This window comes from Microbispora sp. NBRC 16548, from assembly GCF_030268985.1.
Classification (GTDB): domain Bacteria; phylum Actinomycetota; class Actinomycetes; order Streptosporangiales; family Streptosporangiaceae; genus Microbispora; species Microbispora catharanthi.
On the sequence record NZ_BSSF01000010.1, the window covers coordinates 175,534 to 188,179 of the forward strand.

Sequence of the window (12,646 nt, forward strand, 5' to 3'; positions counted from 1 at the left end):
TACGGTTCTCAACGTCACTGATCCACTTTCGGCGTCTTACGGTCTTGGACGAAGGGCGCTACCCGTACTCATCGCGCGGATCCGCTCTTACCGACGCCCTTGCCCTCCGGGCGTAGCCTTTTCGCATCCCCAACAGCGTCACCAGGGCCGTCTCTTGAGATCGGCATTTCCACCGTACGCTGGGAGGGCCAGAGATATGGCGGACGCGGAGCGGGTGAATGATGATTCGAAATACGAGTGGAGTCTGTGTGACCTCCAGAGTTCGAGCGCTGAGCATTGGGCTGGTGATCGTCAGCGCTCTGGCCTCGAGTGCCTGTCAACCTCGCGCCGAGGCGATGTTTCATATCATCAACTACAGTCAGGAAACCGTCACGGTGGGGTGGAAATCGAACGGTGGGTCTTTCCTGACCCTTGATCCTGGGGAAGGATATCCCTACGGCGTCGCGGACAGCGATTGCACCAATCCGGAGCCGGACGCGATCCTGATCGCGACGAGCGAGACTGGAAAGACCTATACCTATGGCCCGCAGATCTGCAAGGGAACATCCTGGCTGATAGGGAAATAGCGAGCGTGCATGACGTGTGGTCCCCATGTGGTTTCCCGCTGCGGCTCAGAGCTTCCGAGGACCAGCCGGCCTCCATCCCCACTCGCTTCAAGTCGCGCGCCAGGCTGAATATCCCTGAGTCCGGCTAGGGTGCCGGTACAGAAAACGCGCCGCTCACCCTGTCCATCCCGTCTGCCGTCGACCCCACCGCGGAGCGGCAGCGGGCCGGTGACGGAGGTGCAAGCCCGGCTTGACGTGTCCCTTCGCCTGTGCACCTTCCACGGCCATTGGACGCCAACGGTCACAGCCGGGCTTGCGGCGGAGGAGGCGGGCTGCTGGGCTTGCCTGGGGTCGATGGTGGGCGGGATGGCTCCCACATCAGCCACCCCACAACCCGCACCTGTATTCGAGGGCCATCCCGGAGTCGGAGCGCCCCCCGCCGGAGGCGCCACCATGCGCGGCGCGGCACTGGCGGCTGTTCCAGCCCGGCCCGCCGCCCTGTGACTGACCTGTACTGTCGCGCGGCGGCCCGTCTCGACTCGTCCGCGCCAGCCGTCCGGCGTGCTCTTAGCCGGCCGCCGGGAGCGCCAGCGGGAGGCGGCGGCGTTGCCGTGACGGCGGCGCGTGCGGCCCGGCTTCGGGCCGCCTTGAAGACGTACAGAAAGTTCTCACAGGGCTCGAACCTGTGCCTGAGTCAGTGAGCGTCCTGAGTAGCTGTGTACGCGGACTGCCGCGACCTCACGGCCTGTCGGACGGAAGGCCACTCTTCGCGGATGATGCTGTAGTACACCGAGTGTCGAATGTGGCCGTCCCGGAGGATCCGATGATTACGGAAGACGCCCTCCTTGGTTGCGCCGAGCCCAGAGATCGCGCGCTGTGATCGTATGTTGCGACTGTCAGTTTTGAAAGCAACGCGAATTGCACCCAAAACCTCGAATGCATGCTCAATCAGAAGATAGGCGGCTTCGCGGGCAGCACCAGTGCGCCAATGGCTCGGGGTAACCCAGGCCCACCCTAATTCAACAGCATAGTGCTTACGCTGAATGTCGATATAGCTGATACTTCCGATTGCCTTTTTGGTCTCGCGCGCAATAATCGCGAAGGGTAAGCGCAATCCTTGTTCTTGCTCGCTTATAGCCTCGCTTATGAGGGCTGCTACAGGTTCTTCTGTTTGCGGGGTTGGCTCATCCAAGTATGTCCACACGTCGTCATACTTAGCGGCGATTGTCAGATCGTCTAAGTGATTCCAACTAAGCGGTTCTAGGTCGATGATGTGGCCGGACAGGCGCGTTGGCTCGACCGACATCGGGGAATGCCTCATTCAGCTGGCACCTCATAAACGAGGACGTGTTTGTCACCTGCGAGTAGCTGGTCGAACGCCTCAATCGGGCGTCCGTCCGTGTCGTATGCGATGCGTACTACACGAACGACGCATACTCCTTGGTCAAGTCGCAGGGTCACCGCCTCCTCGGGTGTCGGCATTCGGAAACTAATTTCGTCAATGAAGTACGAAATAGGTTTTCCGTTCACTCTCTCAAGGACAGCCAATACGCCTTCCTCGACGGGAGCCGCCTGAGCGATTGCCGTGTCGCGAACTAGCTCATGCAGATAGTAGCTGTCCCCAAGTTGATAGGGCTCTTCGTCTACCAGCATCACGCGCCGCCTGGCGAGAAGGTCTGTTCCTTCCGGTACGGCGAGCCACCTTGAAGTTTCTTCGGTAGCTGGCACGGGGCCGACGCTGACGATCTCTTGACGGCCTATTCTTCCCTGTCTAGCTATTTCGGCGTTGAATGTGGCGGCATGGTTCTCGGCGCGCCGAGCGCGACTGTCCTGCGCCATTGCCATGACACGTATGGGTCGGCGCTTGCGCACATAAGTGCCTTGACCTTGCCCGGAGCCGATTAGGCCTTGCGACTTTAGGGCAGATAGTGCCAGGCGGACCGTAGTTCTTGAAGCATTGAAACGCTCCGCCAATTCACGCTCGGCGGGCAACCTTTCACCTGGAGAGAAGTCTCCTCGGACGATTGCGTCTCGAAGGGTGTTAGCCAGAGTTACATGTCTTGGCTCGGTCGAGGTGGGTTCGATGCTCTGACTTGCGCTGTCTGTCACTGAAATCTCCGCTCGCGAGACGTGCTGTTCCTGCGTCTCGTAGAGCACTCTACAGGCTTGGTACGGACCAAGCTTGACAGCCCCCCGCCACCGTGGTGTCCTTGGTAGGTACCAAGTGGGCCGCCCAAGAAGGGCGGCATGGTCCTCAACCGAAGGGAAGAGCTCGATGAAGCTCTACGTGGACACGAGCAACAAGCAGGTGACGGTGTCGAAGGAAGCGGTCGAGAAGACCGACCAGAACGGTCGCCAGAAGACCGAGCGCGAGACCGGCCGGCCGATGTGGTCGACGCAGGTGTTCGTCCTGGACGAGGACGGCGGCGAGGTCCTTTCCGTCACTACGGCCGGTGTCCGGCCCGAGGTGAAGGTGGGACAGCTCGTCACCCTGTCCAAGCTGGAGGCCCTGCCGTGGTCGACCAACGGTCGCAGCGGCGTGGCGTTTCGCGCGGTGGAGATCAAGGCGGCTTCTCCGGCGGTCAAGTCCGCCTGACCCCGGCTTCAGACGCTCAAAGTTCGCCTGACGTGTCCCCAGCGTGATGCCACCCGGAGACATCTCCGAGCATCACTTCCGGCCAACGGCCTGACTCGGCACACCGGAGATCACTCCGAAGCTGCCGAACGATCACAAAAGGTTCCCGGGCACGCCTACCCGACCAAGAGAAGGACGTGCCCGGTCCTCAACAGAGGAGTTTCCAGCATGCCACGAAACGACGTGCCGACAGAGGACCGCTCGAAGATGTGGCCCAACGGTGCCAACGACATCCCGGCGGGCAAGCCGATGTATTCGTGCACCTGCGGGGCGGTCAGCTCCAGCCCGATCAACCACAACCACAACTAGTCATCGCTGACTTCGTGTGGTCTGCGTGCGGGGCCGCCAATCTCCCCAGATCCGGCCCCGCCGCACTCATCTCCAACCGACATCCCTCATGGCAAAGGAAGTCGACTCATGGCCAAGAGTAGTGGCCGTTCCATGTCCCGGCGAGGCTCCGGCCGCCGCGGCACCGTCACCGTGATTGAGGACCACGTCTCCCGGTCCTACACCCGTAACGCCAAAATCGCCTTCTGGGTGGTGGCCATCGTGGTCGGCCTGCTGGCCGCGACCGTCCTGGCCGACAAGTGGCACCCCATCCTCGCCCTCATCCTCGGTGGTGCCATCGGCGCAGGTGTTGCCCTGCCGATCGCCGCCGTGATCGCCATCTGGCCCGTGCTGCGGGTCATCGTCTGGTGGCTGCCGGAAATCCTCGCCGCGTTCGAGCTGGTGGCCGGTTTCGTGCTCCTGGCCCAGCACACCACCTTGCCCGTGCGCCTGGCGGTCATCGCCGCGCTCGCGGTCCCGTTCGCCTTCCCCAAGGTCCGCTACCTGTTCATGAAGACGGCCTGGTGCTTCATCTCCCGGCACCGCCTTCGGACCTGCTTCGCCGAATTCATCATCGGCAACAACCGCGCCTCGCTGCCGTTCATCTTGTGGGCTCGCCCCACGTTGGTCGGCGAATCGGTGTGGCTGTGGCTCCGTCCCGGCCTTGCCATGTCGGACCTGGAAGGCCGCCTGGAGCAGATCGCCTCCGCCTGCTGGGCCGACAAGGTCACCGTCGAGCGGGCCTCGCAGTCCAACTCCGCTCTCGTGCGGATCGATATCAGCCGGCGCGACGCCCTTACCGGGCGCGTCGTCTCTCCCCTCACCGATGAGATCACCACAGCGGACGACACGCTGATCCAGCCGTCAACGCTGGTCCTCGACACCGGGGCCGGTGGGCTGGACCTGGACGACGTCACCGACGCGGTCGTCCTCGACACGAAGAACACCACCAAGAACGGTCGACCCGACAGCGGAAAGAAGCCCGGCCCCGCCCGGGATGCCGTCACGGTCCCGGCCGCCCACGGCGCGGAAGACATCAGCGACTACATCGACTGACGCAGTCCGTTCGCGCCGCACTCCATCACTTCCACCCTCGGGACGGCCGCGCCTCGTGCCGGTCGTCCCACCTCCCTGCCCGATGGAGGGACACCACCATGACCACCGACAACACCCCCGACGAGGGGGTGCCGATAGGGCCGATGCTGTCGATGTATGACCCGATCTTCATCGGGATCGACGAGATGCGCCAGCCGGTCTACCTGCCGCTCATCTACCGCAACATCCTCGCCGCCGGCGAACCGGGCGGCGGAAAGTCCGGCCTGGTCCAGTGCATCGGCTGCCACGCCGCCCTGTGCGACCGCACCCGCCTGGTCCTCCTTGACGGCAAACAGGTCGAGCTCGGCATGCTCGCCCCGGCCGCCGACAAGTTCGTCGGCCCCGACATCGACGAGGCCATCATCACCCTGCGCCGTCTCCAGCAGGTGATGAACAACCGCTACACCTGGTTGTCAGCCCGCCGCCGACGCAAAATCGAGCACTACGACGACGTCAACGTCATCGTCGTCATCATCGACGAGATCGCCTACTTCTCGGCCACCGTGGGCGATGAGCGCCAGCAGCGCGAATTCATCTCCCTCCTCCGCGACCTGGTCGCCCGCGGCCGAGCCGCCGGAATCGTCGTCGTCGCGGCCACCCAGCGGCCCAGTGTCGACATCATCCCCAAGTCCATGCGGGACCTGTTCGGCTACCGGGCCGCGTTCCGCTGCACCTCTTCGGGGTCCAGCGACATCATCCTCGGCGACGGCTGGTCCGGGTCCGGCTACACGGCTACCGACATCGCCCCCACCAGCCAGGGCGTCTGCTACCTCATCGCCGAAGGCGGCACCCCCCGAAAGATCAAGGTCGCCTATCTCACCGACAGCGACATCGCCCACATCGCTGACTACGCCGTCGCGATCCGCCGCACCGGCCGCAACGGCTCGCCCTCGCCCACCCGCCGACTCGCCGCCTGATTTCCGGCGGGCTGGTCACGACATGGAAGGACACCTGCGGTGATCCACAAACGGTATCGCCTCAACGGCACCCCGGACCTACGGCGGTGGGTCTTCGAATGCGACCGCTGCCACTGCCGCCGCAGCATCGCCGATATCCGGGACTGGCTCATCCCTAGCCACCCGCAACCGTGGGTGCGCACCTACTGCCCACCATGCGTCGAGCGCATCGCCGCGCTGCTCATCACCATCGCCACGCGCAGCGCCTGAACAAGCAACAGGGGCCGGTTCCACCTCTCACAGTTTCCCGGCCCCTGCCTCCACTTCTCCACCCTCAAGCGAAGGACGTGGATTCATGCAGCGTACCTGCACCGGGCCTTCCGCCATGCCGGAAGCAGCTTCCACCGACAAGCCCACCTTGACGCCCGAACCTCCACGGCGGGTCGTCGAGAACGACGAGTACGCCGCCTTCGCCCGGCGCGTCATCCGGGCCTACGGCCGCCGTATCGCCACGGGCGATGTCGAAGCACTCGCCGACGCCGTCGCTCTCGTCGCCGAACTCGATACCGCCATCGCTCACGCCGTCACTGGCCTGCGCTCACAGGGCTACTCCTGGGCCGACATCGCCCGCCCCTTGAACGTCACCCGGCAGGCCGCTCAACAGCGCTGGGGCGGTGAGCCCCGATGAGCCGCCTCTACTGGGACCCCACCGGGGCCGAATTCGGCATCCCCACCTACCCCTACCGGATGGCCCCTTCGGGCCTGGCTACCCGGCGTCAACTCGCCGCCCTTGGCCTGCGCCCCGGCGGCCAAGACGTCCAAGCGCAGATCCTCTGGCGACGGGGCAAGCGCGTCGCCTACCTCTACAAGGTCGATCAGGCCAAGCCCAAGCGCATCCCCACGGCCGCGCAACTGGCCGCCCTGGAGCGGGCGATGAAAGCCCGCCGCACCTGCCCGCGCTGCCTGCGTGACCTCGGCTACTGCCTCCGCAAGCGGTGGCCGGCCTGCCTGGACTGCCAGACCCCTGACGAGAAAGCAGCCGCCTGATGGCCAGGACCGAACGCATCGAATCCGCCGTTCAGATCGGCATCCTGCTCGTCATCGGCGGGATGGCCGGAGCGGTCTCCTTCACTCACGTCCACGACTGGACCATGCACCACGTCCCCGCCGGAACCGGGGACTGGTTCGGCTGGACCAACGCCATCATCTCCGAACTCACCCCCACCGCCGCCGGACTGGAGATCCGCCGACGTAAGCGCGTGGGAGCCTCCGTCGCCTACCCGATGGCCGTCCTGGTCGCCGCCGCCGCGCTGTCGGTCTCCGCGCAACTCGCGGTCGCCACTCACAGCCCGAGCGGATGGCTGCTCAACGTCATACCGGCGCTGGCCTTCCTCGCCCTCACCAAACTCGTTCTGTCCTCGGGAACCTCCACCCACCCCAGCACTGACGACATCCTCGACGTCCGCGACGAGCAGCTCGCGGACACCATCACCGTCACAGCGGAAGTCCCCTGTGAGGAGACTCCCGCACTCGACCCCCCGGCCGCCCTGCCCGAGGAACTGATTCAGGGCGCACGCATGGCCGTCTTCGCTCACCAGCAGCGCAGTGAGCACCCCATCACCCCAGCAGGACTCGCCGAACACCTCGGCATCGGCACCGACGTCGCCGCCGCCCTGCTGAACCACCTCGACGGCACCCATGACGGGGGCCGCCCATGACCTCCAGCTCGTCGGCACCTTCGACGCTGGCTCTCGTCCCCGGGAAGACTGGGCACCAGCTCACCTTCCCGGGCACGGGGGCGAAGGTCGAAACCGACCCCACGCCCGGCGCTGCCCCGTTCTTCGCCCGCGACAGCGCCATCACCCGCGCCGGAGACGGCTACTTCGCCTGGCTCGATCACATCTGGTCCGCCGCCGGATGCTCAGCCCCCGTCCGCCTTCACGGCCAGGTCCTCACCGTCGACCCCCACACCGGGCAACTGCTGAGCACGCTGCCCACCTCGGCCCTACCCGACGGCGTCATCTACAAAGCCTGCGGAAACCGCCGCGCCACCGTCTGCCCCTCCTGCGCCGAGACCTACCGCCGCGACGCCTACCAGCTCGTCCGTTCCGGCCTCGTTGGTGGCAAAGGCGTCGACGAGTCGGTCTCGACCCACCCGGCCGTCTTCGCCACCTTCACCGCCCCCACCTTCGGCCCCGTCCACACCCGGCACGTCCGCACCCACACCTGCGCCGACACCGCCCGCTGCACCTGCCGGCCAGAACCCTGCCACGCCCGCCGCACCATCGAGACCTGCCCCCACGGCGTCCCGCAAGCCTGCTTCGCCCGCCACGAGCCTGCCGACGAGCGGATCGGCCAACCGCTGTGCCTGGACTGCTACGACCACGACCACCACGTCGTATGGAACAACCAGGCCGGAGAACTCTGGCGCCGCACCAAACAGGCGATGGAACGGCACCTCAACCAGCTCACCCGTCGCCGCGGCCTTCCCAGGGTTCGCATCGCCCACGGCAAAGCCGCCGAATATCAGCGACGCGGAGCCGTTCACTTCCACGTCCTGCTCCGCCTCGACGGGTTCGACCCCGACGACCCCACCGCCGTCATCCCCCCGCCGGACGGGCTCACCATCGACGACCTGGCCGACGCCGTCCAGCACGCCGCCACCACCATCGCCTACACCACCCCCGCCCACGACGAACGCCCCACCGGCTGGCCCATCGCCTGGGGCGACCAGCTCGACATACGCCCGCTCACCCTCCGGGGAGACAACCCCGTCACCGACGCCATGGTCGCCGCCTACCTGGCCAAGTACGCCACCAAAGGCACCGAGGTCACCGGCCACGCCTCCCGCCGCCTCGACGAGGCCACCATCGACCAGCACGCCGACCGCAACGGCACCCACACCCAACGGCTCATCGCCGCCTGCTGGGACCTCGGCCACCCCGACCACCCCGGATTCGACGGCCTGCGCCGCTGGGCCCACATGCTCGGCTTCGGCGGCCACTTCTTCACCAAAGCCCGCCGCTACTCCACCACCTTCGCCGCCCTACGCGCCGCCCGCGTCCGCTACCGCCGCGCCCAAGACACCAGCCACGAATACGCCGCAGACGCATTCGACCGTCAAGCCGACCTTGACGACGAAACGACGCTCATCATCGGCGACCTCTCCTACGCCGGATCCGGCTGGAAAACCACCGGAGACGCCCTCCTCGCCAACACCGCCGCCGACCAAGCCCGCCAACGACGCGCCATCGGCCGCGAAGAACTCGCCCACCAGCTCGCTACCGAAGACACCGAACTCGTCGCCGCCTGACCGAAGGAGTGTGCTCGTGGATCTCGACAACAGCCGAACGTGGGGAGTGGAGGAGGTCTCATACTTCCTCGGTGTCCCGGTCGGCACCCTGTATCAATGGCGCTACCGTCGCACTGGGCCTCCGGCCTTCAAGGTAGGCCGACACCTGCGTTACGACCCGGCTGCCGTTCGCGCCTGGCTCGCTAAGCAGGTGGCGTGAGATGGGCAGCGTGGAGAAACGGGTTCGTGACGGCAAGGTCACTTACCTGGCCCGATGGCGTGACGACGCACGACGCCAGCGTAAGCGTTCGTTCTCGCGAAAGATCGATGCCGACCGGTTCCTGGCTCAGGTTGAGGCCGACATCCTTCGGGGTCAGTACGTTGATCCGTCAGACAAGACGACGGTGATCGAGTACTCCCGGATCTGGGTCGCCGGTCGCGCACACCGCCCGACAACAGCCCGCCGGGTGGTCAGTCTGATCGAGACCCACATCGCTGGCACTCCCCTCGGTAGTCGCCGTCTCGCTGCCGTGGTGCCCTCCGAGGTGCAGGCGTGGGCGGCCGACCGTGCCAAGGTGCTCGCCCCAACCACCTTGCGCAACCTCGTCGGGCTGCTGCGCTCGATCTACGCGGCGGCGGTACTGGATCGTCTGGTCGGTCGCTCGCCCGTCGTCCGGCTGACGTTGCCGGCCGCACATCGGGAACGGATCGTCCCGTTGACCGTGGACCAGGTGCGGGCGCTGGCCGACGCTATGCCGAGAAGAAACCGCGCGATGGTCATCATTCAGGCCGGACTCGGTTTGAGGCTCGGGGAATTGCTGGCCTTGCGGGTGCAAGACGTCGACCTGGCGGCGCGGACCGTCCGTGTGGAGTGGCAGTTCGCTCCACAGTCCAAGGTCAGGACCGAGCCCAAGACCCGCCGGTCCCGTCGTTCCGTACCGCTCCCCCGTGTCGTCGCTGAAGCAATCGAGAAACACATGCAGGACTGGCCGCCTGCTGAGGACGGGACTCTGTTCACCACCCGATTCGGCACGCCGTATCGGCATGACTACTACGGCACCCTGATCTTCAAGAAGGCGGTTGCCGCTGCCGGGCTGCCCGAGGGCACCACGTCTCACGACCTGCGCCATCACTATGCATCCGTGTTGCTGATGCAGGGTGAATCGGTCATCGTCGTGGCCGAACGTCTGGGGCACGAGAACGCCAACCTCGTTCTCTCGACCTATGGTCACCTGATGCCGGACTCCGAGGAACGGACTCGCCGAGCGGTAGATGACGCCTGGTCGTGTGCCCCAGATGTGCCCCAAAACGAGGCTCCGGAGGCATGAGCAGGGCGGACAGGGCCGGTTCAGACGTTGAAGCGGAACTCCACGACGTCGCCGTCGCGCATCACGTAGTCCTTGCCCTCGATGCGGGCCTTGCCCGCCGCCCTGGCCGCGGTCATCGAACCCGCCTCCACCAGGTCGTCGAACGAGATGACCTCGGCCTTGATGAAACCGCGCTGGAAGTCGGTGTGGATGACCCCGGCGGCCTCGGGGGCGGTCGCGCCCTTGCGGATCGTCCAGGCCCGGGCCTCCTTGGGCCCGGCCGTCAGGTACGTCTGCAGGCCCAGCGTCTCGAAGCCGACCCGGGCGAGCTGGGCGAGGCCCGACTCCTCCTGGCCGACGGACTGCAGCAGCTCCAGCGCCTCGTCGTCGGGCAGCTCCACCAGCTCAGACTCGATCTTGGCGTCGAGGAACACGGCCTCCGCCGGCGCCACGAGCGCCGAGAGCTTGGCCCGCAGGTCGGCGTCGGTCAGCTCGTCGGCGTCGAGGTTGAAGACGTACAGGAACGGCTTGGCCGTGAGGAGGTGCAGCTCACGCAGGTCGGCGAGGTCGATCCCGGCCGCCTTGCCCCCGGCGTACAGGGTCGTGCCGGTGTCGAGCAGCTTCGCGGCGGCCTCGGCGGCCTCCAGCAGGACCTTGCGGTCCTTGTTGGTGCGCGCCTCCTTCTGCAGGCGGGGCAGCGCCTTCTCGATCGTCTGCAGGTCGGCGAGGATCAGCTCGGTGTTGATCGTCTCGATGTCGCGCTCCGGCGCCACCTCGCCGTCGACGTGGGTGACGTCGGGGTCGGAGAAGACCCGGATGACCTGGCAGATCGCGTCGGTCTCGCGGATGTTGGCGAGGAACTGGTTGCCCCTGCCCTGGCCTTCCGACGCGCCCTTCACCAGGCCCGCGATGTCGACGAACTCGACCTTGGCCGGGAGGACGCGCACGGAGCTGTAGATCTCCGCCAGCTTGTCCAGACGGGAGTCCGGCACGCCGACGATGCCCACGTTCGGCTCGATCGTGGCGAACGGGTAGTTGGCCGCCAGGGCGTTCCCGCTCTTGGTCAGGGCGTTGAAAAGCGTGGACTTGCCGACGTTGGGCAGGCCGACGATGCCGATGCTCAGGCTCACGTACCACGAGTTTAGGGGCCTCTGAGGGTGCGCCGGACATCGACGGCCTCGGCCCGCTCCCAGGCGCGCCTCCCTGTTTGGCACGCCAATGCCTGAAATCATCCAGACCGTGGATGTCGTGGCTCTCGCACTGGGACTGGTGATCGGCGTCGTGGTCGGAGCGGCCCTGGCCGGGATGCGGACGGCGGGCCGTACCGCCCAGGAGGCCGCCAGGGTGGCCGAGGCCGAGGCGCGGACGCGGGCGGCCGAGGACAAGGTGGCCTACATGGAGAACCAGCTCACCGAGCGGTTCCAGGCCATCTCCGCACACGCCCTCGACGTGGCCAACCTGCGTTTCCTCGAACTCGCCGAGAACCGGCTGAACACCACGAGGGCCGAGGCGGCCGGGGACCTCGACCAGCGCAGGCAGGCGGTCGAGAACCTGGTCGCGCCGCTGCGGGAGACGCTCTCCAAGGTGGAGAGCCAGCTCAGGGAGAGCGAGTCGGGCGCCCGCGCCGCCCGCGCCGAGCTGAGCAAGCAGATGGAGTTCGTACGGGAGAGCTCCGATCGGCTCAAGGCCCAGACGGACGCGCTGGTGCGGGCGCTCCAGCGGCCGGAGGCCCGGGGACGGTGGGGTGAGCTGCAGCTGCGCCGGGTGGCGGAGATCGCCGGGATGGCCCGCTTCTGCGACTTCGACGAGCAGGTGAGCGCCGTCACCCGCGACGGCGTGGTCCGGCCCGACATGGTCGTACGGCTCAGTGGCGGCAAGAACGTTATCGTGGACGCGAAGGTCTCACTCGCGGCCTACCTGGAGGCCGCCGAGGCCGCCGATCCCGACTTCGCCTCGGCCCGGCTGGACGCCCACGCGCGGCACGTGCGCGAGCACGTGGACCGGTTAGCCGCCAAGTCCTACTGGCAGGCGTTCAATCCGTCGCCCGAGTTCGTGGTCCTGTTCATTCCCGGCGAGGCGTTCCTCGCGCCCGCGCTGGAGCGCGACCCGGGACTGCTGGAGTACGCGATGCGCAGGCGCGTCCACATCGCCACTCCCACGACGCTCGTCACGATGCTCCGCACCGCACAGTACGCCTGGCAGCAGACCGCGGTCAGCGAGAACGCCAAGGCCGTCTTCGATCTGGGCAAGGAACTGTACGAGCGGCTCGGCGGCCTCGGACGGCACGTGGACGCTCTGGGCAAGGCGCTCACGAGAGCGGTCACCGCGTACAACCAGACGGTCGGCTCGCTGGAGAGCAGGGTCCTGGTCAGCGCGCGGAGGATGAACGACCTCGGTCTGGTGGACTACCCGCTCGACGCCCCGTCGGCGGTGGAGGAGGTCCCCCGGCCGGTCGCCATCCCCGAACTCGAAGGTGAAGAGCGGGTAAGCCCCCCTCCCCCGCATCGTCAGAACGGTAAATTGACGCGAGACTTGTCGTAAGGGGGGCC

16 protein-coding genes and 1 pseudogene are annotated in these 12,646 nt (G+C 66.6%); 13 read left to right on the top strand and 4 right to left on the bottom strand.

Going from position 1 to position 12,646, the window contains the following annotated elements:
• The first annotated feature begins 248 nt into the window (after positions 1–248).
• On the top strand, positions 249–566 hold the full coding sequence (locus QSK36_RS27050; protein ID WP_285784315.1) for a hypothetical protein: 318 nt from the start codon (positions 249–251) through the stop codon (positions 564–566).
• A 673-nt stretch (positions 567–1,239) separates the two neighbouring features.
• Here QSK36_RS27050 and QSK36_RS27055 read toward each other — a convergent pair.
• The 3 genes and pseudogenes from QSK36_RS27055 to QSK36_RS43560 form a co-directional block, all read right to left on the bottom strand.
• Positions 1,240–1,851 (bottom strand): GNAT family N-acetyltransferase, encoded by a 612-nt coding sequence (locus QSK36_RS27055; protein WP_285784316.1) that lies wholly within the window; start codon positions 1,849–1,851, stop codon positions 1,240–1,242.
• Between the two features lie 11 nt (positions 1,852–1,862).
• Positions 1,863–2,390 (bottom strand): GntR family transcriptional regulator, encoded by a 528-nt coding sequence (locus tag QSK36_RS27060; RefSeq protein WP_285784317.1) that lies wholly within the window; start codon positions 2,388–2,390, stop codon positions 1,863–1,865.
• Positions 2,391–2,426: 36 nt separating this feature from the next.
• Positions 2,427–2,702, bottom strand: a pseudogene (locus QSK36_RS43560) (GntR family transcriptional regulator); the annotation flags it as partial.
• Positions 2,703–2,820: 118 nt separating this feature from the next.
• On the opposite strand from QSK36_RS43560, the gene QSK36_RS27065 reads away from it, so the two are divergent.
• The 11 genes from QSK36_RS27065 to QSK36_RS27115 all read left to right on the top strand — a co-directional run bounded on the left by QSK36_RS27065 (position 2,821) and on the right by QSK36_RS27115 (position 10,118).
• Positions 2,821–3,141: a hypothetical protein gene (locus QSK36_RS27065; RefSeq protein WP_285784318.1), complete on the top strand. Its 321-nt coding sequence runs from the start codon at positions 2,821–2,823 to the stop codon at positions 3,139–3,141.
• A 207-nt stretch (positions 3,142–3,348) separates the two neighbouring features.
• On the top strand, positions 3,349–3,489 hold the full coding sequence (locus tag QSK36_RS27070; protein WP_285784319.1) for a hypothetical protein: 141 nt from the start codon (positions 3,349–3,351) through the stop codon (positions 3,487–3,489).
• 108 nt (positions 3,490–3,597) lie between these two features.
• Positions 3,598–4,563, top strand: coding sequence for a hypothetical protein (locus QSK36_RS27075; RefSeq protein ID WP_285784320.1), 966 nt, complete (start codon positions 3,598–3,600; stop codon positions 4,561–4,563).
• A 98-nt stretch (positions 4,564–4,661) separates the two neighbouring features.
• Positions 4,662–5,519 (top strand): FtsK/SpoIIIE domain-containing protein, encoded by an 858-nt coding sequence (locus QSK36_RS27080; RefSeq protein WP_285784321.1) that lies wholly within the window; start codon positions 4,662–4,664, stop codon positions 5,517–5,519.
• A gap of 39 nt (positions 5,520–5,558) precedes the next feature.
• Positions 5,559–5,768, top strand: coding sequence for a hypothetical protein (locus QSK36_RS27085; RefSeq protein ID WP_285784322.1), 210 nt, complete (start codon positions 5,559–5,561; stop codon positions 5,766–5,768).
• A 115-nt stretch (positions 5,769–5,883) separates the two neighbouring features.
• Positions 5,884–6,186: a hypothetical protein gene (locus QSK36_RS27090; protein WP_285784323.1), complete on the top strand. Its 303-nt coding sequence runs from the start codon at positions 5,884–5,886 to the stop codon at positions 6,184–6,186.
• Positions 6,183–6,545: an RRQRL motif-containing zinc-binding protein gene (locus QSK36_RS27095; RefSeq protein WP_285784324.1), complete on the top strand. Its 363-nt coding sequence runs from the start codon at positions 6,183–6,185 to the stop codon at positions 6,543–6,545. The genes QSK36_RS27090 and QSK36_RS27095 overlap by 4 nt, the downstream gene beginning before the upstream one ends.
• A complete protein-coding gene (locus QSK36_RS27100; RefSeq protein WP_285784325.1) occupies positions 6,545–7,216 on the top strand; it encodes a hypothetical protein in 672 nt (223 codons plus the stop codon). The genes QSK36_RS27095 and QSK36_RS27100 overlap by 1 nt, the downstream gene beginning before the upstream one ends.
• Positions 7,213–8,811 carry a replication initiator gene (locus tag QSK36_RS27105; protein ID WP_285784326.1) on the top strand — a complete coding sequence of 533 codons (1,599 nt, stop codon included), beginning with the start codon at positions 7,213–7,215 and terminating at the stop codon, positions 8,809–8,811. Before QSK36_RS27100 ends, QSK36_RS27105 begins: the two co-directional genes overlap by 4 nt.
• A gap of 46 nt (positions 8,812–8,857) precedes the next feature.
• Complete coding sequence (locus QSK36_RS27110; protein ID WP_285784412.1) at positions 8,858–9,010, top strand: helix-turn-helix transcriptional regulator; 153 nt, start codon at positions 8,858–8,860, stop codon at positions 9,008–9,010.
• Position 9,011: 1 nt separating this feature from the next.
• Complete coding sequence (locus tag QSK36_RS27115; protein ID WP_285784327.1) at positions 9,012–10,118, top strand: tyrosine-type recombinase/integrase; 1,107 nt, start codon at positions 9,012–9,014, stop codon at positions 10,116–10,118.
• Positions 10,119–10,138: 20 nt separating this feature from the next.
• Here the strand turns inward: QSK36_RS27115 and ychF are convergent, their stop codons facing one another.
• Complete coding sequence (gene ychF / locus QSK36_RS27120; RefSeq protein ID WP_182899943.1) at positions 10,139–11,227, bottom strand: redox-regulated ATPase YchF; 1,089 nt, start codon at positions 11,225–11,227, stop codon at positions 10,139–10,141.
• 109 nt (positions 11,228–11,336) lie between these two features.
• Here ychF and QSK36_RS27125 point away from each other — a divergent pair, with 109 nt between their 5' ends.
• Positions 11,337–12,638 (top strand): DNA recombination protein RmuC, encoded by a 1,302-nt coding sequence (locus QSK36_RS27125; RefSeq protein WP_285784328.1) that lies wholly within the window; start codon positions 11,337–11,339, stop codon positions 12,636–12,638.
• Positions 12,639–12,646 lie beyond the last annotated feature (8 nt).